This is a genomic window from Vibrio nigripulchritudo (assembly GCF_027924785.1).
GTDB lineage: Bacteria > Pseudomonadota > Gammaproteobacteria > Enterobacterales > Vibrionaceae > Vibrio > Vibrio nigripulchritudo.
In genome coordinates this window covers 1,099,248-1,122,943 of the sequence record NZ_AP027050.1, presented here as the reverse complement: position 1 = coordinate 1,122,943, position 23,696 = coordinate 1,099,248, and the positions used below count along the sequence as shown (strand labels likewise).

General features: G+C 45.0%; 23 protein-coding genes. 9 read left to right on the top strand and 14 right to left on the bottom strand.

Features of this window, described 5'->3' with window-relative positions:
* Positions 1-18: 18 nt before the first annotated feature.
* Positions 19-312, bottom strand: coding sequence for an ArsR/SmtB family transcription factor (locus QMG91_RS23460; RefSeq protein WP_004398956.1), 294 nt, complete (start codon positions 310-312; stop codon positions 19-21).
* A gap of 333 nt (positions 313-645) precedes the next feature.
* Between QMG91_RS23460 and QMG91_RS23455 the strand changes: the two genes are divergently transcribed.
* Entirely contained in the window at positions 646-1,566 is a 921-nt protein-coding gene (locus QMG91_RS23455) for an aminoimidazole riboside kinase (protein ID WP_281830499.1), read from the top strand.
* Positions 1,567-1,619: 53 nt separating this feature from the next.
* On the opposite strand, the gene QMG91_RS23450 is transcribed toward QMG91_RS23455, so the two are convergent.
* The 3 genes from QMG91_RS23450 to QMG91_RS23440 form a co-directional block, all read right to left on the bottom strand.
* Positions 1,620-2,708: a ketoacyl-ACP synthase III gene (locus QMG91_RS23450; RefSeq protein ID WP_281830498.1), complete on the bottom strand. Its 1,089-nt coding sequence runs from the start codon at positions 2,706-2,708 to the stop codon at positions 1,620-1,622.
* A 350-nt stretch (positions 2,709-3,058) separates the two neighbouring features.
* Positions 3,059-4,516 carry a pyruvate kinase gene (pyk, locus tag QMG91_RS23445; RefSeq protein WP_281830497.1) on the bottom strand — a complete coding sequence of 486 codons (1,458 nt, stop codon included), beginning with the start codon at positions 4,514-4,516 and terminating at the stop codon, positions 3,059-3,061.
* Positions 4,517-4,594: 78 nt separating this feature from the next.
* On the bottom strand, positions 4,595-5,935 hold the full coding sequence (locus tag QMG91_RS23440) for an MFS transporter (RefSeq protein ID WP_281830496.1): 1,341 nt from the start codon (positions 5,933-5,935) through the stop codon (positions 4,595-4,597).
* Positions 5,936-6,221: 286 nt separating this feature from the next.
* On the opposite strand from QMG91_RS23440, the gene QMG91_RS23435 reads away from it, so the two are divergent.
* The 6 genes from QMG91_RS23435 (at position 6,222) to QMG91_RS23410 (ending at position 13,156) form a co-directional block, all read left to right on the top strand.
* On the top strand, positions 6,222-7,502 hold the full coding sequence (locus tag QMG91_RS23435) for an ABC transporter substrate-binding protein (protein WP_281830495.1): 1,281 nt from the start codon (positions 6,222-6,224) through the stop codon (positions 7,500-7,502).
* On the top strand, positions 7,499-9,847 hold the full coding sequence (locus tag QMG91_RS23430; RefSeq protein ID WP_281830494.1) for an ATP-binding protein: 2,349 nt from the start codon (positions 7,499-7,501) through the stop codon (positions 9,845-9,847). Before QMG91_RS23435 ends, QMG91_RS23430 begins: the two co-directional genes overlap by 4 nt.
* Positions 9,834-11,102 carry a sigma-54-dependent transcriptional regulator gene (locus QMG91_RS23425; RefSeq protein ID WP_281830493.1) on the top strand — a complete coding sequence of 423 codons (1,269 nt, stop codon included), beginning with the start codon at positions 9,834-9,836 and terminating at the stop codon, positions 11,100-11,102. Before QMG91_RS23430 ends, QMG91_RS23425 begins: the two co-directional genes overlap by 14 nt.
* 36 nt (positions 11,103-11,138) lie before the next feature.
* Positions 11,139-11,573 carry a thioredoxin TrxC gene (gene trxC / locus QMG91_RS23420; protein ID WP_022597120.1) on the top strand — a complete coding sequence of 145 codons (435 nt, stop codon included), beginning with the start codon at positions 11,139-11,141 and terminating at the stop codon, positions 11,571-11,573.
* A 176-nt stretch (positions 11,574-11,749) separates the two neighbouring features.
* Positions 11,750-12,904, top strand: coding sequence for an MFS transporter (locus tag QMG91_RS23415; protein ID WP_281830492.1), 1,155 nt, complete (start codon positions 11,750-11,752; stop codon positions 12,902-12,904).
* Between the two features lie 72 nt (positions 12,905-12,976).
* Positions 12,977-13,156: a DUF2986 domain-containing protein gene (locus tag QMG91_RS23410; protein ID WP_022590568.1), complete on the top strand. Its 180-nt coding sequence runs from the start codon at positions 12,977-12,979 to the stop codon at positions 13,154-13,156.
* Between the two features lie 27 nt (positions 13,157-13,183).
* Here QMG91_RS23410 and QMG91_RS23405 read toward each other — a convergent pair whose 3' ends face one another.
* From QMG91_RS23405 to QMG91_RS23395, 3 genes are all read right to left on the bottom strand, one after another.
* Positions 13,184-13,681, bottom strand: a complete 498-nt coding sequence (locus tag QMG91_RS23405) for a hypothetical protein (protein ID WP_281830491.1) — start codon at positions 13,679-13,681, stop codon at positions 13,184-13,186.
* Positions 13,665-14,696, bottom strand: coding sequence for a DoxX family membrane protein (locus tag QMG91_RS23400; protein WP_281830490.1), 1,032 nt, complete (start codon positions 14,694-14,696; stop codon positions 13,665-13,667). Before QMG91_RS23400 ends, QMG91_RS23405 begins: the two co-directional genes overlap by 17 nt.
* Before the next feature lie 163 nt (positions 14,697-14,859).
* The gene (locus QMG91_RS23395; RefSeq protein WP_038124227.1) at positions 14,860-15,333 is read right to left on the bottom strand and encodes a LabA-like NYN domain-containing protein; all 474 of its coding nucleotides are present in this window, start codon (positions 15,331-15,333) and stop codon (positions 14,860-14,862) included.
* A gap of 175 nt (positions 15,334-15,508) precedes the next feature.
* Between QMG91_RS23395 and QMG91_RS23390 the strand changes: the two genes are divergently transcribed.
* Positions 15,509-15,943 carry a DUF4174 domain-containing protein gene (locus QMG91_RS23390; RefSeq protein WP_281830489.1) on the top strand — a complete coding sequence of 145 codons (435 nt, stop codon included), beginning with the start codon at positions 15,509-15,511 and terminating at the stop codon, positions 15,941-15,943.
* 4 nt (positions 15,944-15,947) lie between these two features.
* Here the strand turns inward: QMG91_RS23390 and QMG91_RS23385 are convergent, their stop codons facing one another.
* Entirely contained in the window at positions 15,948-16,559 is a 612-nt protein-coding gene (locus QMG91_RS23385; RefSeq protein ID WP_281830488.1) for a DNA-J related domain-containing protein, read from the bottom strand.
* A 165-nt stretch (positions 16,560-16,724) separates the two neighbouring features.
* On the opposite strand from QMG91_RS23385, the gene QMG91_RS23380 reads away from it, so the two are divergent.
* Complete coding sequence (locus QMG91_RS23380) at positions 16,725-17,255, top strand: GNAT family N-acetyltransferase (protein ID WP_281830487.1); 531 nt, start codon at positions 16,725-16,727, stop codon at positions 17,253-17,255.
* A 9-nt stretch (positions 17,256-17,264) separates the two neighbouring features.
* Here QMG91_RS23380 and QMG91_RS23375 read toward each other — a convergent pair whose 3' ends face one another.
* From QMG91_RS23375 to QMG91_RS23350, 6 genes are all read right to left on the bottom strand, one after another.
* A complete protein-coding gene (locus QMG91_RS23375) occupies positions 17,265-18,104 on the bottom strand; it encodes an isopenicillin N synthase family dioxygenase (RefSeq protein WP_281830486.1) in 840 nt (279 codons plus the stop codon).
* Between the two features lie 216 nt (positions 18,105-18,320).
* Entirely contained in the window at positions 18,321-19,229 is a 909-nt protein-coding gene (locus QMG91_RS23370; protein ID WP_022561408.1) for an ABC transporter permease, read from the bottom strand.
* The gene (locus QMG91_RS23365; protein ID WP_223097287.1) at positions 19,226-20,194 is read right to left on the bottom strand and encodes an ABC transporter permease; all 969 of its coding nucleotides are present in this window, start codon (positions 20,192-20,194) and stop codon (positions 19,226-19,228) included. The genes QMG91_RS23370 and QMG91_RS23365 overlap by 4 nt, the downstream gene beginning before the upstream one ends.
* 48 nt (positions 20,195-20,242) lie before the next feature.
* A complete protein-coding gene (locus QMG91_RS23360; protein WP_022561406.1) occupies positions 20,243-21,070 on the bottom strand; it encodes an ATP-binding cassette domain-containing protein in 828 nt (275 codons plus the stop codon).
* Positions 21,070-21,999, bottom strand: coding sequence for an ABC transporter ATP-binding protein (locus QMG91_RS23355; protein WP_038122875.1), 930 nt, complete (start codon positions 21,997-21,999; stop codon positions 21,070-21,072). Before QMG91_RS23355 ends, QMG91_RS23360 begins: the two co-directional genes overlap by 1 nt.
* A 15-nt stretch (positions 22,000-22,014) precedes the next feature.
* The gene (locus tag QMG91_RS23350) at positions 22,015-23,691 is read right to left on the bottom strand and encodes a peptide ABC transporter substrate-binding protein (protein WP_281830485.1); all 1,677 of its coding nucleotides are present in this window, start codon (positions 23,689-23,691) and stop codon (positions 22,015-22,017) included.
* Positions 23,692-23,696: the final 5 nt, after the last annotated feature.

Here is a 23,696-nt window from a genome sequence, read left to right as displayed (position 1 = left end):
TTGAGATGTTTCTCGCCATTACTCGCAGAAAACCTTATGTAGGTTATGAATGAGTGCCGCTATCCTCTCATCAGCAAGGGAATAGAAAACTTGCTGAGATTCTTTGCGTACTTTTACCAGATTGTGCTTCCTGAGAACGGTTAAGTGCTGCGAAAATGCGGATTGGCTTAATGTCGAGCTGTTTTGCAATTGCCCTGCGCCCAACTCTCCTTCCATTAGCTGGCAAAGTACCAACAGTCTTTCTGGATGAGAGAGGATTCTTAGAATTTCGGCAACTTCAGCAGAATTTGTTCTCATTTGGTCAAGATTCATATTAAACCTTCTCTTTCAAATAAATCTAATTTAGATTGCACTAATATTACGCTCGTAGTCAACATTTATATAAGAAAAAACTAAAATAGATCTATCAATATTAGGTTAATCTAAATATCAGTAAGACTATGAGGGGTAAATGACATGCGTGACCGCGTCACGCATGTGAGTGGCTTTTCAGGAAAATTTAAAAAATCTGAGTCATATTTATACATTCCTGCCCTTAACACGCTTCCGCCTGCCTTATATTCTTAAAGACAAACTGAATGTTAATAACGCATGTTTGTTGCTAGTTAGCTTCAATATGAAAATAATTATTTAAAGGAATAGATAATGAGTAAGGTTTGGGTTACTGGGGATGCAGTGGTGGATTTGATTCCAGATACTGAGATGACGTACTTAAAATGCCCTGGCGGTGCCCCTGCCAATGTCGCTGTAGCAATCTCTCGACTTGGTGTGGATAGCGGGTTCTTTGGTCGGGTTGGTGACGATCCTTTTGGTAAGTTCCTCAGTGAAACCCTTGAGTCTGAACGTGTCGATGTTACTCCTTTAAAGCTCGACCCCGCCCGAAGAACATCAACAGTCGTTGTCGATCTAGACGATTCCGGTGAACGTAGCTTTACATTTATGGTAAAGCCCAGTGCGGATCAGTTCACTCAACCCGAAGATATCCCGACTTTTCAACATGGAGACTGGCTTCATATCTGTTCTATCGCACTGGCAAACGAGCCAGCGAGAAGTACGACGCTACTTGCTATGGAAAAGATGAAGCAAGCTGGTGGATATGTCAGCTTTGATCCCAACCTTCGTCACGAAGTATGGGCAAATCAGGATGAGATCATCCCAACTGTGTTGAAAGCGATTGGAATGTCGGATGTTGTGAAGTTCTCTGATGATGAGCTGGCATTTTTGACGGGAAAGCCCTCAATCTCTGAGGGGCTTGATAGCTTAAAGACGTATCATTTACCTATGATTCTGGTGACTCAGGGGGCAAAAGGTGCGCTGCTGGTTACTGAAGAAGGCAAAGAGCTGATAAGCGGAAAAACCGTGTCTCCTGTAGATACGACCGGAGCTGGCGATGCGTTTGTCGGCGGGCTGCTGTCTTACCTAGCTCAGGTTGAAGATTGGTCTAAATTAGACAATGCCAAAAATGCGGTTAAATGGGCAAACGGGTGTGGAGCGCTGGCGACCACTCAAAAAGGCGCAATGACGGCATTGCCAACCATTGATGCGCTAAATGAGTTTATAAATTAACCTGAAGTCAGATTAAGTAACGAAAAAATCAGCCGCTTAAAGCGGCTGATTTTTTAATTCTGCTGTTTGTTTTTACAATGCTCTATAGCTTCAGAAAGCAGTTCTAGTGCAGTGGAATCACAACTAGGTAATTCTGCATCGCTTTCTTGCAGTGGAGTTACCCTGTCACCCCATTTGATGTGCCCAGCACCCCAGGTCAATCCAGCACCGAATGCCGCTGTCAGAATATCACTGCCCGGTTTCACTTTTCCTGATTCCACAGCTTCACATAATGCGATAGGAACTGTTGCCGCGGATGTATTCCCGTACTTGTGAATGTTCACAAATGCTTTGTCTTGCGCAATTTCCGCGTGATCGCACAAGGTTTGAATAATGCGCACATTAGCCTGATGTGGAATGACGATGTCTATGTCACTGGTATTCAGTTGAGAGCGCTTTAATACCGTTTGAGCGGCAGCTCCCATTCCACGTACAGCGCGTTTGAAAATCTCTTTGCCTACAAAATTAAATTCCCAGTACCCGTTATCGGCAGCAAATCGATCCATTGCTGTGCCGTATTTAGGAACCGCCAGAATATCGCGCCCTTCAGCGTCACACCCAAGCTGCGCTTGTTGCAAACCCAACGGTTTATCGGTTTTGCTTAAGACAACCGCACCGGCACCATCACCAAACAGAACGGCAGTATCGCGTTGAGTCCAGTCTAAATAAAATGTCAGCCGCTCAGCACCGATCACCAGTGCGTGTTGATAGTTGCCCGCCTGAATCAAACGGGTCGCTGTTTCCAGCCCATATACAAACCCGGTACACGCGGCATTTAAGTCAAATGAAGCGCAGCTTTTGATGCCAAGATTGGTCTGAACTTTGGATGCAATATTTGGAATTAACGTATCAGGAGAACACGTTGCAACGATAAGGCAGTCAATATCTTCAGCGTTGATACCTGCACACGCAATGGCTCGCTGAGCCGCTACGGTTGCAAGGTCAGACGTATTAACATGACTGATGCGGCGTTCTTCAATGCCCGTACGGGTACGGATCCACTCATCAGAAGTATCAAGGAATGTACTCAGGTCTTGGTTGGAGAGCTTGGCAGGAGGCAGGCATTTCCCCCACCCTGTAATTTCTGCAAAATACGGTTGCATGTAAAATCACCTGTAATTTTAGTTTTATGGTTGGGTAAGTTTTAAACAGGGTTACTGTTGCGTGCTTACCTTTCAAGCATATATAAATTCACAGAAGTGTAAACTTTTGACTATGAAATATGAGTTTTAATTTTGAATTGAAAAAAAACAAAAAAGACCCGCATAAATGCGGGTCAAACCTTGTGGAGCAACGGTGTCATTAACTCAAACATCAGTACTTAATGATGCTATTGCGCATTGTGAGCCTTTAACAATGCAAATGTTTTGCTCGCAAATACATGTTGTTAGGGGGAGCCATGTACTCGCTGCAAAACGTATTTGTAGAAAGCCCTACACTTACTACAAATTCTTTAAGCTGGTATTGCGTCTTTCTCATCAAGATTGACCATCCAGCATGTATTTACTTCCCCCTGTCCTTCCAAGCTCGACAGTTTCACGATAAGCAGCGATTCTAAATCGAACTGAGTGGTATGGTCGGACAGCATTTGGGTCACAGATTCCAATAAGTCGTCTTGCTGCGCCCCGTTGAAATAAGTGGGTATCACGCCACGCAGTAAGGTCATCTTCCCTAACACCTTTTCATTAGAAGATAGCCCCCATACTTGTGCATCACTCTGGCAACGGGACATAAGTCTTGGCGTTTGACCGTCGCTCGTTAAAATGGCGACGCCCAGTTTTCTGTTTGCTTTTGTCGCTGAGATGATGGATGAAATGGCAAAACTTTTGTTTGGGTTATCGCACAAGGAATCAAGTTCATCCCAGTGCTCTTGCGAAGAACCGGAGTCAAACTCTACACCCGCTGCAATCCGAACCATCGCTTCGATCGACTCAACCGGGTATTTCCCAGCCGCAGATTCTGCAGAAAGCATAACGGCGTCGCTCCCATCTAAGATGGCATTGGCAACATCGAGCACTTCAGCACGCGTGGGTAATGGGTTCTCAATCATAGATTCCATCATTTGCGTTGCAGTAATTACCGGTTTGCCCGCCAGCCTTGCTCGTTTGATTAGGCGCTTTTGAATCGTCGGTAACCGCCCATCGCCAATTTCTACCCCTAAGTCGCCCCTTGCCACCATGATGGCATCGGAAGCGGCGATAATGTCGTCCATGCTTTCATTACTTGCGACTGTTTCTGCGCGCTCGATTTTTGCAACGACATCAGCTTGGGAGCCAGCTTTTCTGATCAGTGAGCGAGCGTAATCGATATCCGCGCCGTTTCTTGGAAAAGAAATCGCAATGAAATCCGCTTGAATAGCAGCCGCAATATCAATATCAGCAATGTCCTTTTCAGTTAATGCAGGGGTAGAAAGACCACCGCCCAGAAGGTTAATGCCTTTACGATCTGACAAGGTGCCAGAATTCAGCACTTCGGTTTTTACCCAAGAACGATTTGGATCAAGCTCCTGCACTTTTAACTGAATGCGACCGTCATCAAGCAACAAAATATTCCCTGTCTCGAGATCTTGGATTAGATCCGGATAATCCAGACCAACCCGCTCAGCGTTGCCTTGCTTGGCACCTAATGACGCATCCAAGAAAAATGTCTGTCCTTGCACCAAATGGACCTTTGAATCTGAAAAGGTCGAAATTCGAATCTTAGGTCCCTGCAAGTCGGCAAGCACTCCAACGGTTTTCCCTTTTTGTATGGCGAGTTTTCTTACTAGGTTCGCCTTTTCAATATGTTCCTGAGCCGTACCATGAGAAAAGTTAAGACGAACAACGTTTACGCCAGCATCCAGCATTCTCGATAGAACGCCTTCATCCTGACTGGCGGGACCAAGCGTTGCGACGATTTTTGTTTTACACATCTTTGAGTTCCTGTAACCGAATAATCTAAAAGAGAAATAAAATGAATCAGCTGGGAGCTACCTCCCAGCTTTGGTTGATTAATCGATATCAGTGACTTTTTTCGCGTTCCATACCGTCAGTGCGAGCAGCAGAGACACAACGCCAGCTGCGAGCCAGAAGTACTGTGCCTGGCTGAAGTCATAGGTTTTCACACCGTCGATCTCTTCGATTTTAATCAGAGAAGCCGAGACCACCTCCTGACCAGATGCTGCAATGTAAGAGAACAATCCAATGAATCCCTTAACCGCACCAACCGCGTTTTTAGGCATAAGATCGCAAGCAGTAAGACCTGCAAGGAAAACAACAAGACCACCAATTGCAAAACCGATAAGACCCAATGCGACGGCATCAATGAAACGGTTGTCTGGTCCGAAGAACATCAAACACATGCCTGCGATGTTGGCAATTCCGTATAGCAAAGTTGGAATATGGCGGTTTGCGTTAAACAACTTATCCGAAACGATGCCAGATAGAATGGCTCCCGCCAGACCGGCAATTGGATAGGTAGACATTGCAAAACCAGCGTCAATCAGTGAATAGCCTTTGCTCTCCTGAAGGTAGAGAACCGCCCATGAAGACATTGCGTAGCGTGATATGTACATCGCCGCACACGCTGCTGCAATCAGCCACACTGTTGGTTGTTTCAGAATGAAAAGCTGAGCGCGGCGTGTTTCAGTCGGGTCGTTCTGCTTTTTGATTTCGGGTTCTTCATCAAATACCGTTGCGGCATCCGGCAAACCGTAAGTCTGAGGACGGTCTTTCAATGCCAGGAACATACACAGTGCGGCGGCAATGGCTGCGATACCTGCACCGATGAATCCGGCTCTCCAACCCAGATAGCTCACCAGCGTTGCCGTTAGGATCCAGGTAATACCTTCACCTATGTTACGAGAGCCTCCCCACACGGAGTAACGGCTGCCTCGTTGTTTCGGCGAGAACCACTGGAACAGCGAAACGCACGAAGGTGCAGACCCAACCGACTGGAACCATCCGTTTAAGCCCCAAAGTAAAACAAAGAAAAAGGCGGTGGTGTTGAGCCCCATAACAATGGCGGTTAAACCAGAAAGAAGTAAAGAGAACGACATAAATCGTCCAATGTTGGCGTAATCGGACAGGAATCCGTTGGAGAACTTACCAATTGCGTAAGTGAAGAAGAACGCAGACCCCATGATCCCCAGTTCTTCTATGGACACTATCCCAGCATCGAGCATGGGTTTTTTCACTACGCCTAAGGACATCCTTACAACGTAGAAAACGGCGTAACCAAATACCAGCCCTAGGAATACCTGCCATTGGTAGCGCTTAAAGCGAGATTGCATTGCCTCTTTTGAACCATCCGATAACGGTAAGTCCGGTCGAGTTTTAAAGAAATTAAGCATATTGTGCTCCGTTCAAGTGAGTCGTCGATTTCAGACGAAATTCTGTTGACGGAGCGAATCATCCAAAAACACAGTTCCAAGCTCAAAAGTGGCGAATTGAGGCAGTTTTGACTCATTTCGATGATTTGGGCGAGTCAATAATGGGAATTCTGAAGTCAGTAATTCAGTTTTTGCTGATAGAATTCTCAAAGTAAATGCGTCACAAATGACCCATGAAGAAAAGAAAACATTTTTCCAAAAGTTTTCTCATATTTGATTAAACGCACACTTTTAATGGAATTGTGATATGAGAAGTCATTTCCAGATTTTGGCTTGTAAGATTGCTCTTCTGCTTACCTGTATTTCTCCGTTTGGCGTTCATGCTTCAACGGATGAACTGGTGATCCTGACTACATTTTCAAGAGAGCCTTTGATCCCCTTAGTGGAGCAGTTCAGTAAAGAACATAAAAACGCAAAAATTAAGGTAATTCATCGCCCCACAACATCAAGTATGACGTTACTCAGTAAGAGTTATGTTGAAGACATTGATCTTGTCCTTACCTCATCGCCATTGGTGATTTCCAGCTTGGCTAAGCAGGGAAAACTGGCGAATGTGCCGGATGAAATGCGTGCGCCAGAAGTGCTCAAACCTTACATCTTGCCTAGTTCAGACTCAGTCGTCACTATCGGATATTCAGGGGCGGGTGTTGTCTGGAACAGCGACTATTTAAACAACCATCAGTTACCCCAGCCTCAGGGGTTTCTCAGCCTCGCAGATCCTGCCTATTTTGGCCACGTTACGATGAGCACACCTTCCCGTTCCGGAACAACTCAGCTCATGATCGAAAGCACCTTGGAACACTACGGCTGGAACAAAGGCTGGACTGTAATCAACAACATTGGGGCGAATTTAGGAACCCTGTCGTCACGCAGCTTTGGTGTCAGTGATGCCATTGCCAGCGGAAGTTTAGGTCTGGGACCGACCATAGACAGTTATGCAAAAATTCTGATGCGCAAACTGGATTATGTGGGCTTTGTCCATGATACCAGACTTACATTAATGCCTACCTATATTGGTCTGGTAAAAAGAGAGTCTCAGGATGCTTACTTAACCTCATTTGTTGAGCGTTTGCTTTCCCCAAACGTTCAGGCTTCTATTCAGGAAAATGCCTTTGCAAAGTATTCCGTTTTGAATACGGAGTTACTTTCTAACGATCACGTTCAACTCAATCTGGATACGATCAGCTCCCGTGAAGAAGGGGTAAAACTTCTCTTTGATATTACGGTAACCAAGCAGCTCCCTGCCCTGCAAGATGCGTGGTTAAGAGTTATTAGCGCACGGGAAAAGTACTATCTCGATACCACCGCGCTTCACGAGCTGGATTCAATTGAAAGCCTGCTCTTTGCTCCACCAGTGTCCCTTGAGATGTTTAGCCAGCAAATGGATAACATTTTCAATACAGGAAAAAGTAACGCGGAAATCAGTGCATTGCTCGCTCAATGGCAGCACAACATCAGGGTGATTAGAGAAGATACGCTGGAGATCGTCGCAGACAGGATACGGATGCTTTCAGGGGGCTTGAAATGAAGCTTCGCTCCCACACCATCGGCACTAAGTTACTTCTGGCGTTTTCCGCATCAACCGGTTTAATTGCGGTTGTAATGGCGGTTTCTTGGGGAACCTGGAGCCTGCTTGATAAACAGGTTGGCGATTTACTGAAAGATAATGTTCCCAAGTACAACGCAAGCTACCAAGTGGAAAGCAGCAGTTCTCAAATTCGAAGTGCCATTGATTATGCCCCTCAAATTGAAAGTAAATCGATTCTTGAAGACTACATGCAGTCTCTTCAATCTGAGCTGACAACGATCGAATCCATTCTGGCGACTCTGACGCGCAATGGCGAAACCGACTCCCTTCTTGCGGGGTATCAGGTCTTGTCTCAACAAATCCAAACGTTTGGTGAAATGCTTCTTGAACACATCGATAAGGAAAGGACGCTTTCCCTGCTCAACGGAGAAATCCGGTGGATCCATCAGGATATAGGTTCGGAGTTACGCCCATTACGTCAGGAAATTGAGTGGCAACTCGAAAAAGAAAAGCGTCAGAACCTGGTTGAAAAGCTTTTGGCAAATATGCGCGTGATTCACAGTATTAATGATCAGGAACAGGCCTTGTATGAGCTACTACTGGATGTGTCAGATTCTGCCCATGTGAGTCAGGTGGATAATGGCATGAAAGTCGTTCAATACCGTTTGGGTGATTTAGAGAATGTTAGCACAGCACTTTACCTGCTTCCCTCGGCTATTTCGTATCAGCAGCTAATTGAAACTATGGGTGAATTACTCCGGTTTGATGGTGAATTCCATTCAGCGGTTAAGGCCTTTGTTACATCGAAAAACAGAATCCAGAAACAGCAGAAGACGATTCTGACTCAACTTGATTTACTTCACCGCAACGTTGCCTCACTGGCTTCCACTGCCGACGCTGAATTTGCTCAGGTCAAACTGGATACTGCCCAGCTCGTTTCTAGCGGAAATCGGGTATTGGTTATCTGCTTTAGCCTATCAATCGTGATCAGCTTGCTGCTGACTTATTACTTTGTTAACCGCCGAATTGTTTCCAGGTTAATTGCGTTGAGCGAAACGTTAGACGCCATGACTGAAAACCAAAGTGATATCGCCTTCCCTGTTGATGGCAAAGACGAAATCGCCAGAGTCAGCCACAAGCTGAAGCAGTACTATCAGGCGATGCGCGAAATGGAGAAAACCAACGCACTAAACTTAATCAATAACGCTCATTCCAGCCTGATCACATGTGATATGTCGGGCACCATTGAATCTGCAAATCTCAGTGCCAGATCCTTGTTTAATCTGTCTGACAACGCTCTAAACAGCAAGCTGTGGGTTTGGGTATCAGTAGAAGAACAAGGTTTAATGAAACGTGTGTTTGCAGGAGATTCATCTCTTATCTCCAATGGAGAATCTTGCATCACTTTGTGTTTTAACCGAGCAGATAGCATTTGTTATCTCCAGTTTTACTTCAGTGTCTACAAACAATCTGGGGTTCCTAAAGTGATGGTGACGGTAACGGATATCACTGAACAGACTCAGGCCAATCTTATTCTGGAAGAACGAGTGACAGAAAAGACGCGTGATTTAGTGATGGCTAACTTGGAGTTACAGGCTGAAGTGGAAGAAAGACGAAAAGCTGAAACTCACCTCAAAGAAACACAATCTGAACTTATTCAAGCCGCAAAAATGGCGGTTGTTGGTCAGACTATGTCTTCGATGGCCCATGAACTCAATCAGCCACTATCCGCGATAAATACGTATCTGTTTAGTGCCAAGATGGCTCTGGATTCGAATAATGACGAAGAAGTGGAAAGCAGTATTGAGCAGATCAAAGCGATGACAGAGCGAATGAGTAAAATCATCAATAGCCTGCGCCATTTTGCCAAGAAGCAACCGAAGGACACATCGTTAGAATACGTTGGTATTCTCGACGCGATTCAACGTGCAGGTGTATTGGTTGAAACCCGACTAAGGAAAATACAATGTCGTCTGACGTGGCACGTGTTCGAAAACGAGAAAGTATGGGCAGAGAGCGTCGGGCTGGAACAAGTATTAGTTAACCTATTGGTGAACAGTTTGGATGCTGTCGCCGAAGTAGACCACAGAGAAATTGAGATTTTCACCCAACGCGAAACTGACGGAATTACTCGATTGTGCATCTCTGATTCGGGAATGGGATTCTCTCATTCTGTGATAAACCAGATCTTTACCCCTTTCACGACAACGAAAGAAGTCGGTTTAGGTCTCGGGCTTAATATTTGCCGTTCCATCGTTAAACAGTTTAATGGTGATATTCTTCTTGCTTCGTCCCTTTCTGGCGGGGCGTGTGTTGTGTTGGAGCTTCCGAATGACCCTCAATAAATTCTCGGTTCTGATGGTCGATGACGACCAAGATGTACTGGATTCTTACGCCCATCTGATGTCTATTGCCAATTTACCTGCCAAGTGCGAGTCAGACTCCACCAAAGTGTGTCAGTACATTGATGCAAACTGGGCAGGTGTTGTCATTGTCGACATGTACATGCCCAAGCTCAATGGCATGGAATTGCTTACAAAAATAAAAGCTATCGACCCTGATATACCAGTAATTGTGATCACGGGACATGGGGATATTCCCATGGCAGTAGACGCCGTGAAAAAAGGCGCCAGTGACTTTCTCGAAAAGCCGATCGACCCCCCTGCACTGCTCGAATTGATCCATAAGCAGCTAAACATTCGAAAATCGTTTATCGAGCAAAAGCAAAACATCGCTGAATCAGTTAGAAAGGAAGTCATTGGCCAGTCCCCGCAAATGGTCATCATCAAAGATCATATCGCTCAGCTGTCATTGCTAAAGAGCCATTTGGTTATCAGTGGAGAATCCGGTTGTGGCAGACGCAGTCTGGCTCATCTGGTTCATCAATTAAGTTCGAGTTCAGATGGCACGTATGTGCAGGCTCAGGGAAATTTGATTGGCTCTAAAGAAGACATCGACAACTTGTTAGAGAGAAGCTGCGGTGGAACGCTGGTGGTGACCAATATTCATGAATCGCCAGTTTCTGCGCAACAATATTTAACACAGGAACTGTTAAAACAGGAGCGAACCGCGTGCAGCAAAACCAGACTCATCGGCATTTTCAATGAAGATCCCGAGCAATGGATACGCGATGAAAAACTGCATCCGGAGCTTTATTATCTCCTTAGCCAGGGAAAGATAGACGTACCACCGCTTAGAAAGCGCCCAGACGATATCGCCATTTTGTTTCACTATTTCTTAAAGCAGAGCTGCAATAAGCTGGGCAAACCACTTCCTACCATTGATAACCACTATCTCAATACACTCAGGAATCATCATTGGTCTGGCAATGTTCGGGAACTGAAGAATGTGGCTGAACTCTACGCTATCGGCATCATCAAGTTAACCGGACAAGACCGACTGGCGCATCATGACGTGTTGCAAACACCGTTGGATGACTTGATTGACGACTATGAAAAACAAGTGATTGAAGACGCGCTTTTTCTGTTCTCTGGGAAAGTGACAGAAGCTGCCAATCATCTACAGGTGCCCCGTAAAAAACTCTACCTTAGAATGAAAAAGCATGGGATAGAAAAAGATAAGTTTAAAAGTCGCAGCTGAGGTTTGATAAAATACTCAAAAAAATAAGGAGTAACTATGTCTAGCTTCAATTCTCGTTGCCCGTCTTGCCAAGGGGTAAACCGAGTTCCACTGGAACGTGTGTCGGATGCGGCAACTTGTGGCAAATGTAAATCTCATCTTTTTGATGGTGCGCCCATTGAAGGTACAGAGCAAAATATTGATGCCCTACTACAAAGTGACCAGCCCGTGGTAGTCGACTTCTGGGCGCCTTGGTGTAACCCTTGTGTTGGCTTTGCTCCTGTGTTTTCCGATGTGGCACAGGAAAGAAAAGGTAATGTGAGATTTGTTAAAATTGATACGGAAGCTCAGCAGAACCTTGGAGCTAAATACCAGATAAGAAGCATCCCGACAGTGATGGTTTTCAAAGGTGGCAAAAGAGTCGATGTTATCAACGGTGCTCTTCCTAAATCCCAGTTTGATCAATGGCTAAACCAGGCACTGTTTAAATAAAATTCATCGTTAAGGTCAAATAAATTCCCGTTATTTGACCTTTTTTCTTTCTAAAATCTCTCCTTTTCTTCGACAAATATTTTCTATCGTCTGAACTAAAATTATTCGTTTTACTCAGCGTCAATCCGACCCCATAGTCGCGTCTCCAAATTCACTTACATTAGGAGATTCCGGCATTGGAAAATACACCAACTGCACCACTCAAAATCTTTGTACCGGTGGTTGCGCTTTCCCTATTTGCAGTCGCTTCTGGCTACTTGATGAGCATCATTCCATTGATGTTGAGCGAGTACGGTATGAGCAATGAAATTGCAAGTTGGATGGCGAGCAGTTTTTATACCGGGCTTCTAATTGGCGCCGTATCAATAGAGCCACTCGTGGCTAAAACGGGTCACAAATACGGATTTGTTGCCTGTTTAGCAATATTTGCCGTCACCATTGGGATCATGCCCCTTTTTGCGAATGCAGAAGTGTGGATCTTTGCGCGATTAGTGGCCGGTATGGCTGTAGCTGGTGTGTTTGTCATCGTCGAATCCTGGTTACTGGCAGGTAGCGCGTCAGGGCGAGCTAAGCGTCTGGGCATCTACATGGCGTCACTTTACGGCGGTTCTTCTCTTGGGCAACTGGGTATCAGCGTATTTGGCGTAACGGGACTAATCCCCTTTATCGCTATTCTGTCTCTGGTTTTCATGGCAATGGGATCCTTGGTGGTACTTCGCTCTACTCAACCTACGTGCGGACAACACGGCAGCATGTCAATGCGCCAGATTTTGTTATTGAGTAAACCCGCGATCGTTGGATGCGTAGTTTCCGGGCTTGTATTGGGAGCGATTTACGGATTGATGCCTCTTGAGTTAACCACTCGTGACGTTGAGCTAAACCATGTTGGCAGTTTGATGGCGTTGGTGATTCTTGGTGGAATGGTAGTACAACCTATTGCTTCTTGGCTGTTAAAGTACGCGGGCAGAACTTTGTTACTCGCGTTATTCAGTTTCATTGGTGCCGGTGCAATTGCTCTGCTGACACTGTTTGAGTCTGATCTCGTGATGGCGTCATCTTTGTTTGTACTGGGGATGGCAAGTTTCGCCTTATACCCTATTGCAATCAACCTAGGGTGCGACAATCTGGCAGAGAACCATATTGTTTCTGCCACTCAGGTGATGTTGTTTAGCTACAGTGTTGGCTCCGTATTTGGTCCTGTCGTCGCCGATCTGTTTTTGGGAAGCGGCGAAGGATTGATGGGCTACTTATTTATCACTTTGCTGGCAACCAGCTTATACATGCTGGTCGTAAGTGTCAGGCACAAGCCTACCTTGGTTGCGGGCGAGTAAACGGCTTCGTTCGTTGTATTCACATTCATATCGCTGTATTCTGCGCGTCATTGAGCGAAGTGGAATACAGCAATGAACCGAAAAAAGAAAATCAACGAGATTCTGAAAAAGAAGCAAAAAAAGAAAAACGCGAAGCTTCATAAAAGCAACAAACCTAAATACATCTCCAAAGCAGACAGAGCCAAAATGGAAGCAGAACAGGCTTCTACTGAAGAGTCAGGAGTTGAAACGTCAGCCCCTTCTGATTCCTAAGCTATGCATTGAATGAAGCGCTACTCGTTAGCGCTTTTCTTTATCTCCGACTTGAATAAGTTTCACTCGTGCCTCGATAACCTCGCCGTTTACCGAAAACTCTGAGTGATCATTGGTGTTCAGGTTCACAACGACTTCATGTTCCCCTACTGGAAAGTCTGAAAGATAAAAGTATTTACCGTACAAACGGGTAATCTTCTCACCGTTAACATAAAGATGTGCATGTCCCTGGTTTGGCTGGTTACTTTGATTTACCTTTTCAGGAGTAAATTCAAAGTTGCTTGTATGCAGAATCAAGTTCCAACCGGATTTGGTATCTTTGAGTAGCTCAAGCTCTATTTTTGGCGCGACTGATTCTGCTACCTCATATCTTTTATGACTCATCGAATGATCATGCGTGTAATGAGAGCTGTGATCTTCTTCCTCAATTTCTGAAACATTAACGAATGGAGCAATCCATATCCCGACAAAGACAAAAAATAGCGCCCAGTAAATGGAGTATGGAAATTTAAAGTCGAGTATCATCCAACGTTCCCTCGGCTACAGTTTTTTCAGATTGGCGAAACAAAGACGTGATTTTTAAACGCTGCCCGTAGCCAAAGAACATAAGAACCAGAGCGGATGCGATAATTGGCATATGACCGATTAGCTCCATTAATGCGGCGTCTTTATTGTTCTGAACGAGAAATGTTACGTTGGAAAGGAACATGAAGCTGGAAATAACCAGAACATTTAGTCGTGTGGTTGTTCCCAAAATCAGAATGGTTCCGAACACCACTTCCATAATGCCTGCGGACAGCACTAGCAGCCGATCAGAGTAAAATTCAAACCCTAAGTTCTCCATAAAATTCCATTGATACATCTCGATAAACGCTTCCCCGTATAGCGCTCCAGTCAATTTTTCGGATACACCGAGAGTAATCAACGCGACCCCAGTGAAAATGCGCAGTGAAGCTACCGAGTAAGGTTTGTATTTTTCCTGAAGTTCTGGCTTGGAAAAACTGTTGAACATGAGGAACAAAGCGATGCCCAGAATATTGCAATATTCCAGTGTTTCGATGAATCCGTATTGTGCAATTGCACCCATGAACAACAAGATAAGTAAGATCGAAGCATGGAAAATCAGCCGGTTACTGATGAGCATGATTCCAATGGTCGCTTGAAAGAACACCAGGAAGGTTCCGAAGTGCCCATACGCGTCATAATGCGGGGCGATGATTGAGCCATCATAAGCAGTAAGCAGCAATGCCATTCCGGTGAATATTCTGAGAATTTCAATTACATCTTTGCGGGCTTTCGCATCAATGATCGGAATGGTAGGCAATCTCGGGTCAAGAAATATGGAAGCACAGACAAGAAATATAGCGATGACGATCCATACCAAAACTTCGATATCAGTGAATGAGTATGGCTGGAAGTTTTGTACTGCTGCGTTTTCTGTGTCGACGAACCACTTAACGTGCGCTGAGCTTTCAAGGCTAAATAGAAAGAGTGGAAACAACAGAAATACTGCGAGAAAAGGCCTAATCGTTTTTTGCATAGCTCGCCCCTAATTTAATATGAAATCTAAACTTACTCATAAAGTTAGATGTTTTTTCCAATATTAAATTTAGGAAGCTTTTGAGCTTTTACAAGATTATCAAAGCGAGTCTGCTTTTATCCCACGTATTGTCGGGCATACTCGCTGAGCTGCAGTTAAAATCTTAAAGGAGAAGTTCTCCTTCGATGGGTACGTATTGGCTGGCGCTGTTAGCCAGAGACAGAGCAGTAAGCGCTTCGACTCCGTATACTTCGACTCTCTTTCCGTATTTCTCACGAATTCTGTTTACCAACACTTCGAAATCACCATCACCAGAAACCAGAACTAATGTGTCTATCTCTGGTGCGATTTCAATCGCGTCAATGGCAATACCAACGTCCCAATCACCTTTAGTGCTGCCGTCCATCCGTTGAATAAATGGTTTCAGAATCACATTAAAACCAATGCCACGTAAAATATGGTGGAACTGTCGTTGTTTCTCCTGCGTACTCGAAATCGCATAGGCGTTAGCGTAAACCACTTCGCGATTTTTGGTCACTTTTCGCCAAAAAACGTTGTAATCAAAATTCTTCTGAAATGTCTCGCGCGTTGTGTAGTACACGTTTTGAACGTCAACTAATATAGCAATTCTTTCCACAATCAAACCTTTAATGGAGTTAAGCGCGTACAAGCATACAGAAATAACCAGAAATCTCGACTTTAATACCACTTATTTGCTCTTTATTTCCGTAAGAAGACCATACTTACCCTATTCCAGATGCCTGAATTGAGCACCCAGAAGGCATGGAATCTAACCGAAACGGAGGGGCAATATGTGTCGACTACCTCTTCTTGCATTGATTGCGTTCAGTGCATCCGTCGCTTCTTACCCGGCTTACGAGCCAAGCTGGACCCACAGAAGCATCTTGTATTTCGCCCCTTCTGAGGATGAATACGTGCGTCAGTTTCTGTATGAAACACTGACCAATGAATGTGCATTAAAAGAACGTGACGTGGTCACATTGGTAATGACCCACGACGGATTTACCGAGCCTTCGTGGCTTAAACTGGAATTTGACGTGGCGAAACTCGCGAAAATTTACCGAATAGACGAAGACGAACATACCGCAATTCTTATTGGTAAAGATGGTGAAGAGAAGTATCGCTGGGGCAAAGAGACGGACTGGTCTTTCATCAATGAGCTGATCGACTCAATGCCTATGAGACAGAGAGAAATGAGGCTGCAAGGCAGCCCTTGCAGCATTTAGGGAATTAATCACGCAGGACATGCCATGCTTCGCATAAGGTGCGAAAACGTTCTGCGTTTCCACCGTCTCTATCCGGATGCCACTTGAGTGCCATACGTCGCCACTGTTTTCTGATTTCGGGGTATGTTGCATTTTCATCCAACTCAAACAATCCCAGCGCTTTCTGACGTGTCATGTCACCATTACCTGAACCAACAAAGTTTCTATAGCGTGTCCAGAATTCATCAAGCAGCCTTTTTACTTCGCCACTTTCGGCTTCGTAGTTGCTCCAGTCTGTGTAGTAGTCTCGCAATGGATCTTCGACGTCTATTTTGTGCCCTCTCGCTTCAATCTCGTTCATTAGCTGGATATCCATCGCCTGAACCTGCACCCAAGATTCAGGATACAGTGTGTCCTGAAGCTGGTATAAAGCGTTCATCATAAGAAAGTTACGCTTAAACAAGTCTTTCTCTGGGGATGAATCAAGAAACGGAATAATTCCAAGCTCGGATAGATGGGAAGCTAAGGTATGCACTTTCCAGCCCTGATGCTGTTTTTTCAGAACTTCCAAAATCGGCCATACTAGCGGGTTTTCCATATGCGGGTCATGGCTATGGATAAGATCGTTGTTCGACATAAGCACTCTTCGTTGGATCTACTACTTACATTCAAAGCTATAGATGAGAATTTGTCATTCCTGATACGTTAACGGATATCACAGATTTTAATTTGTATACAGCTCAATATTATGGTACTGGTTTCTTTTGAATTTGAATCAAAGACTTACACCAGACTCTTACCTATGCTTATCTCTCCTGATGTTGCACATGAAGATGCCTTTATCGATTTTTACAACGATATTCAAACTCTCGATCCTCTTGGTTGCGATTTCTATAGCGAAAGCATTGAAGACTTCCAAGCTTACATAAAATCCTTACTTGATGAAGAGCAAGGTATAAATTTGAAACCGGGCTATGTGCCCTGTTCCCATCGATGGTACTTAGATGAAAGAAGTAACATTGTCGGTACGCTCCGTATTCGTCATCGGTTAGACAGTGAGTTTCACAAACAGGAACTTGGTCATATTGGATTTGATATTGCGCCTTCCTACAGAAGAATGGGTTACGCGGTTAAAATGCTATTAAGCGGGTTGGATGTAGCCAGACAGCTTGGGATTTCTGAAGTTTTAGTCACAACAAGTGAAGACAATAAAGCGTCACAAAGCGTGATCAAAAAGAGTGGCGGGATGCTCGAGTCTAAAATCTTCTCTCCGGTATTTAAAGACGTGGTGGAGAGATACTGGATAAAGACCAGCGAATTCGCTGGTCTTTAAATTGGTTGCTTAGATAACCCCAAGCTCGCGCAGGCGTTCTGTTAAGTAACTGCCGGCAGTGTGTCTTTCAGACAGCACAACTTCTGGTTTAGGATGCAAAAACAGGGGCAGAGAGATACGCGAATGAGTTTGTTGTTCTCCCGTCGGGTTAATCACTCGATGCGTCGTCGATGGGAAGTAACCGCCTGACGCTTCTTGCAGCATGTCGCCGATGTTGATGATCAAATTACCGAAATCACATGGCACATCTAACCAGTTGCCATCTTTCCCAAGAACCTGAAGACCAGGCTCATTAGCGGCTGGTAGAACGGTTAGCAGGTTGATGTCTTCGTGAGCAGCTGCGCGAATTGCACCTGGTTCTTCGCTTCCTGTCATTGGTGGATAATGGAGCACGCGAAGCAGAGTCTGTTCGCTTCCGTTGATCATTTCTGAAAGCGCGATTGAGAACTTTTCCTGTACGTCTTGCGGAGCATGTTCTTCAACCCAGCCTAATAATTCCTGCGCAAAGGCATTCGCTTGCTGGTAGTAATCTAGGATTTGTTCTTTCAAAGAAGGCGGTATTTGTCCCCATGGGTAAACGTGAAAGTACTCTTTGATGTCTTTCACTGTATGCCCTTTAGCGACCTCTGAAACGCTTGGTGGAAAATAGCCGTCCTGTGTCTCTACGTTGAATTGATACTGCTCTTTTTCTTCTGATGTGAAGAACTTGTACCAGTTCTCGTAGATGGATTCTACGAGTTCTTTTTGAATGGGATGATTGCTTAAAACACCAAAGCCCGTTTCGCGTAGGGACTTTACGAATTGCTCCGCAGCATTTGGAGAGCGGTAGTCTACAGTTTCTAATTTCATGACTGTCTTTTCTTTGTTATTGAAAGGTTAAAATTGTAGACAGATGCGTGATTCAAGACAAATATTTGAATATATACTCTACATTGTTTAGTTAATAAATTTGATTGGGATCTCCTTTCCCACACTTAACGCCACTCAAATTTTTGAAACATCATGTGGTAGATACAACAAAAGCAGCCTGAGTCAGGCTGCTTCATTGATATCTACTTGTTACGGCTACGACTTCGGATCGATGGCTTCTTGCAGACCGTCACCTAAGAAGTTGATGGTGATTACAGTAAACAGAACCATGATTCCCGGGTAAACTGCTGCCATTGGGTAGCTCCACATCGCTTCACGAGCGTTTTGTAGCATGTTACCCCATGATGGTGTTGGTGGGTTGATACCAAAACCAAGGAAGCTCAGTGCACTTTCTGTCAGAATTGCACCACCGATACCCAGCGTGGTTGCTGTGATAACTGGCGCAATGACATTAGGTACGATATGACGAGTCATTACAAACCAGTGGCTGGCACCATAACCAATTGCTGCCTGAACGTATTCACGGTGCTTAACGGAAAGCGTGTTTGAACGAACAAGACGAGCGGCAAATGGCCAGCCCAAAAGTGAAAGTACAACAACCAAGCGGTAGATACTGAAGCTGTCTGAACGTACTAACTCTTCAGAAAAACCCAATTTAGTCATATCGATACTTTGAATCAGGATTAAAAGCATAATGCCTGGCAAGCTGATGATGAAGTCAGCTGCACGCATGATGAATGCGTCGACTTTTCCGCCATGGTAGCCTGCAACCACACCTAGGATGGTGCCAATAACGGAAGTTGCAATGGCTGCCATAAATGCAAAGGTTAGCGATACCTGACCACCAAGAAGTAATCGAGTGAAAATATCGCGACCCAATTCGTCAGTACCCAGAATATTGTCTTCATCCGGCACTTCGAAGCGGCTGAATAGATCATCAGCATACGGATCAACACCTAACCACCCTGCAATCGAGTTTGCGCTGAAACAGACGACCGTCAGAGCAGCTAAGAAGAACAGCGAAACCATCGCCAATTTATGGCGGTACAAACGCTGACCGACCTGAACCCAAGGGTTTTGACTTCGTTTAGCAACGTAACTCATTTGTTACCCCCTTTGGTAAGATCAATGCGTGGGTCGACTTTTGAATACAAGATGTCGGCAATAAAGTTCATCACCAAGATCGCAGTGGTTGCGACCATAAAGCACAGCATAGCCACGTTGTAGTCACTGCCATTGATGGAATCAACGGTAAGCTTACCGATTCCCGGCCAGCTAAAGATGGTTTCAGTCAGTACAGCACCACTCATTAGAGCTGCAACATCCATTGCCAATACGGTGATCATTGGCAGCATGCCGTTTTTAATACAGTGCTTGAAAAGAACACGTGTGGATGAAGCACCTTTTGCTTTAGCTGTACGTACGAAATCTTGTCTGAACACTTCCAGCATACTGGAGCGCATGAAACGTGAAATCGACGCGATACTCAGCAAAGTCAGGCTGAGAATTGGAAGAACCATGTATTGAAGTTTTTCCAAGCCTTCAGCACCATCTGCTTCACCCGTTCCCCCTGCAGGGAAGATTGGGTAAACCACAGAGAAGATCATGATCAGCATAAGTGCTAACCACGCTGCTGGAGTCGACAGGAACAGGTAAGTCAAACCACTGATGATGTAGTCAGTTGCCTTGTTTTGTTTAACCGCACAGATAATGCCAAGTGGAAGTGCAATAAGAATTGAAAGTAATGTACCGCTACCGACCAGAACCAATGTGTTCTTCATTGCGTCCCACAAAACGTCAATGGCTGGTTGCGAGAACATACGTGAGTAACCCAGATCACCTTGAAGCGCATCTCCTAGCCATACGAAGTAACGTACATAAACAGGTTTATCCAGACCCTGCTCTGCTTTTAGTCGGGCGATGTCTTCAGAAGTGATGTTCGGGTCGCTCTGAGCCAGCAAATCGATAGGATCGCCGGGCATCAGACCCATAAGGTTGTAAGCTGCAAATGAGGCTAAAAATAGCACCAAAAACATTTGCAGTATCCGTGAAATAAAAAAGCTTTTCATATTAACGTCCGAGCTGTTGTTTCAGCTTCTTAATCTTGCTTGCCATCGTTACGCCGATTTCCTATCCGGTTGATTTCGGCGGCGAGTGTTTCCAATGTCTGGAACTGCGTTAAGCAATTCTTGGCTGTATGGATGCTTAGGACTTTCGAAGAATTCTTCTTTCGTCGCCTGCTCCACAATTTCACCACTCTTCATCACAACCACTTCATGCGCTAAGTGGTAAACCACTGCCATGTCATGACTGATAAAGAAGAAGGCGATGCCATGTTCCTCTTGAAGATCTTTAAACAAGTTGAGGATTTGCGACTGTACAGACACATCCAGAGCGGAAAGTGGCTCATCTGCAATAATGAGCTCTGGTTTGAGCATCAATGCACGTGCGATTGCGATACGCTGACGTTGACCACCGGAAAACTCGTGCGGGTAACGGGTTAATACGTCTTCACGCATACCTACCCACTCCAGTACTTCAAGTGCGCGAGCACGTTGCTTTTCTTTGTTGCCAATGCCGTTCACTTTCATTGGCTCAATCAATGAATCCAGAATGGGCATTCTTGGATTGAGTGCGGAATACGGGTCCTGGAAAACCAGACCAATTCGCTGTCTAAGCGGGCGCTGTGCTCTGGAACTTAGGCGAGAGATCTCTTGCCCAGCAAGGTAGATATCACCAGAATCCGGCACATCTAGCATGCTCACCATACGACCGAGTGTGGATTTTCCTGAACCTGACTCACCTACTACGGCGAGCGTTTTACCCGGTTCGAGTTTTAGAGATACGTTTTTTGTTACGTGCAGGTATTGTGGCTCGCGACCAAACATTGAGCCTGCTTCAAGCACATAACGTTTTTGAAGGTTTTTTACTTCCAAAAGAGCCATCAGGATACGCCTCCTTTGCTAAGTTGACGCTTTTTCGCTACTTCTACATAGTGATCGTAAAGCTCTGGGCAGCGGTCACGGAATGTGTAGTTATCACCGCGTTGATCGAGTGGAGGTACACTACCTGGAATCGCAGGTAAGCGATCGACATTCACACCAACTCTTGGGATGGTATCAAGCAATGCCTGAGTGTAAGGGTGTTGAGGGTTGTCGAAGATTTCATTTACATCTGCCAGTTCAACAACCTGCCCCGCATACATAACCATAACTCGGTCAGAGATTTGGGACACAACGCCCAAAGAGTGACTGATGAATTGAATTGCAGTGCCAGTGGTTTCGCGAAGTTCTTCAAGAAGATCCAAAACCTGCGCCTGAACTGTTACATCAAGTGCAGTTGTTGGTTCGTCGGCAATCAGAACTTTTGGCTTACAAGCCAGCGCCATTGCAATCATTACACGCTGACGCATACCGCCTGACAGTTCATGAGGGAAAGCTTTTGCCCGTTTTTCAGGGTAAGGAATATGAACCTGTTTAAGCATTTCGATTGCACGGTTCATCGCTTCAGCTTTTGAAGCACCTTCATGAATGATGAACATTTCTGCAACTTGTTCACCAACGGTTACTACTGGGTTAAGCGCGGTCATTGGCTCCTGGAAGATCATGCCAATGCCTTCACCACGAATTTGTTGATAGCGCTTTTCTGGCATGCCGACCAGGTTTTCACCTTCGAAGACAATTTCACCAGATAGCTTCAGTTTTTTATCAAGCAAACCCATAACGGATAACGAGGTGAGAGACTTACCACAGCCAGACTCCCCTACGATACCCAGGATTTCACCCGATTTGATTTGATAATTGACATCCTTTACAGCGTAGTGCGGCCCGAGGGCCACACTCATATTGCGAACGTCTAGTATTACATCACTCATAGACATTCCAATCGCTTATTTTTCTCGAGTCCAGTTTTCAGCCCAGTAGCTTGAATAGTTCTGGTGACCTGTTGGAGCGATACCTTTTAACCATTTAGGTTTAATGTAGCTGTCTGAACGGTAGTAAAGAGGCAGTGCTGGTAGTTCGGTTGCGTAAAGATTCTGGAACTCTTTCCACAACTCCATGCGTTTTTCGAAGTTGAGTTCTTCATCAATCTTGTTGATCAATTCGTCCATTTTCGGGTTTTTGTAGCCCGCATAGTTTTGACCAGACCAACCATTCTCTTTAGTTGGGATGTATTCAGAATGAAGAGTCGTTCTTGGTAGCTGTTCTGGAGAAGAGCCCCAGGCAAACATTGCTAAACCTTTGTGCTGACGCTGGTTCAGTGTAGTACCGAAGTAAACGCGCGCAGTTTGGTTATTAATGATTGTTTTGATACCAACTTTTTTCCACTGTCCCTGAGCAAACTGCTGAACCAATTCACGAGTCTTGTTACCAGAGGTAGTCATGAATTCAATTTCTAGTGGTTTGCCGTTCTTCATCTGGACGCCATTCACCAGCTTGTAGCCAGCTTCTTTTAGAAGTGCTTTGGCTTTTTCAGGATCGTAAGAATACGAAGGTGCATTCGGGTCAAATGAAGCATCAAGTGGACTTACGTTTGAGTTAGCCACTTTTTGTTTACCAGCGAACAGTTTCTTAGTCAGTAGTTCGCGATCCAGACCGAACAGCAGTGCCTGACGAACGCGTACGTCTTGCAGATGTTCATTTTGCAGCTGCACGTCAAGATGCTCATACAAAGCAGCTGGGCGAATATCAACGTCGTACTTGTTACCGAACTTCTTCTCGAACTGAAGCGCCTGGTCAAGAGTCAGACCCATTTCACCCGGGATGTAATCCACGTCGCCAGATAGGAGGTTTGCCTGAAGTGCTTGTGTATCCGAAACAGTTTTGATTGTGATGTTGCCAAAATGAGGTTGCTTGCCTTTCCAGTGCTCATTCAGACCAAGAATAACAAACTGACCTTGCTTCAGGTTCTTAATAGTATAAGGGCCGTTGTATAGAGCGGCATTGGTTGGGTCTGTTACGTACTTAGTTTTAAGGTGATATTCCTTAGGATTGGCATTGAAAACAGATTCTTCAACGTGACGTGGTAACACACTTGGAATGTAGTATGCGTTGTACTTGTAAGAAACACGGTCTACATAGACGTTTACGGTGTAGTCATCGACAACTTCAAGTTTTTCCATGTGTTGGTATGTAGAAAGACCGGCATTGCCTTGCACTTCAGAAGAAGTCGCTACGTCATACCAGAATTTAACGTCTTTAGTCGTGATTGGCGTACCGTCACCCCAGAAGAGGTCTTTTTTAAACTTAACGGTGATCTTAACGCCTTTTTCGCTTTCGCCCTCTTTAGCGTGGGGACGGTCGACAACAACAGCTAGGCCATTTTCGAAAGATGGGACTTCTTCACAAAGAAAACACATCAGCTTCCATTGCTGATCAAAACCAATAGTGTCGCGAAACGTAAAACCGTGGGTATAGGTTTTCGCAACCATACTATCGATAATTGGGTGAAGAGTTGAAGGGTATTGAGAGATGCCCAGAGTCAGTTTGTCATCGGCTGAGAGAGCTTGGCTGCTCATCAGTGCAGCAGCGCCTGCTAGCGCCAATACGGATTTTTTTAACTTCATTTTAA

Bases quoted from the DNA above. Each gene is read 5' to 3' on its own strand.
- QMG91_RS23440 (WP_281830496.1), bottom strand. From the start codon at position 5,935: ATGCTTAATTTCTTTAAAACTCGACCGGACTTACCGTTATCGGATGGT.
- QMG91_RS23450 (WP_281830498.1), bottom strand. From the start codon at position 2,708: ATGCAACCGTATTTTGCAGAAATTACAGGGTGGGGGAAATGCCTGCCT.
- QMG91_RS23435 (WP_281830495.1), top strand. From the start codon at position 6,222: ATGAGAAGTCATTTCCAGATTTTGGCTTGTAAGATTGCTCTTCTGCTT.
- QMG91_RS23390 (WP_281830489.1), top strand. From the start codon at position 15,509: ATGTGTCGACTACCTCTTCTTGCATTGATTGCGTTCAGTGCATCCGTC.
- QMG91_RS23410 (WP_022590568.1), top strand. From the start codon at position 12,977: ATGAACCGAAAAAAGAAAATCAACGAGATTCTGAAAAAGAAGCAAAAA.
- QMG91_RS23400 (WP_281830490.1), bottom strand. From the start codon at position 14,696: ATGCAAAAAACGATTAGGCCTTTTCTCGCAGTATTTCTGTTGTTTCCA.
- QMG91_RS23360 (WP_022561406.1), bottom strand. From the start codon at position 21,070: ATGGCTCTTTTGGAAGTAAAAAACCTTCAAAAACGTTATGTGCTTGAA.
- QMG91_RS23350 (WP_281830485.1), bottom strand. From the start codon at position 23,691: ATGAAGTTAAAAAAATCCGTATTGGCGCTAGCAGGCGCTGCTGCACTG.
- QMG91_RS23460 (WP_004398956.1), bottom strand. From the start codon at position 312: ATGAATCTTGACCAAATGAGAACAAATTCTGCTGAAGTTGCCGAAATT.
- QMG91_RS23385 (WP_281830488.1), bottom strand. From the start codon at position 16,559: ATGTCGAACAACGATCTTATCCATAGCCATGACCCGCATATGGAAAAC.
- QMG91_RS23365 (WP_223097287.1), bottom strand. From the start codon at position 20,194: ATGAAAAGCTTTTTTATTTCACGGATACTGCAAATGTTTTTGGTGCTA.
- pyk (WP_281830497.1), bottom strand. From the start codon at position 4,516: ATGTGTAAAACAAAAATCGTCGCAACGCTTGGTCCCGCCAGTCAGGAT.
- QMG91_RS23355 (WP_038122875.1), bottom strand. From the start codon at position 21,999: ATGAGTGATGTAATACTAGACGTTCGCAATATGAGTGTGGCCCTCGGG.
- QMG91_RS23370 (WP_022561408.1), bottom strand. From the start codon at position 19,229: ATGAGTTACGTTGCTAAACGAAGTCAAAACCCTTGGGTTCAGGTCGGT.
- QMG91_RS23375 (WP_281830486.1), bottom strand. From the start codon at position 18,104: ATGAAATTAGAAACTGTAGACTACCGCTCTCCAAATGCTGCGGAGCAA.
- QMG91_RS23455 (WP_281830499.1), top strand. From the start codon at position 646: ATGAGTAAGGTTTGGGTTACTGGGGATGCAGTGGTGGATTTGATTCCA.
- QMG91_RS23425 (WP_281830493.1), top strand. From the start codon at position 9,834: ATGACCCTCAATAAATTCTCGGTTCTGATGGTCGATGACGACCAAGAT.
- QMG91_RS23405 (WP_281830491.1), bottom strand. From the start codon at position 13,681: ATGATACTCGACTTTAAATTTCCATACTCCATTTACTGGGCGCTATTT.
- QMG91_RS23430 (WP_281830494.1), top strand. From the start codon at position 7,499: ATGAAGCTTCGCTCCCACACCATCGGCACTAAGTTACTTCTGGCGTTT.
- trxC (WP_022597120.1), top strand. From the start codon at position 11,139: ATGTCTAGCTTCAATTCTCGTTGCCCGTCTTGCCAAGGGGTAAACCGA.
- QMG91_RS23380 (WP_281830487.1), top strand. From the start codon at position 16,725: ATGCTTATCTCTCCTGATGTTGCACATGAAGATGCCTTTATCGATTTT.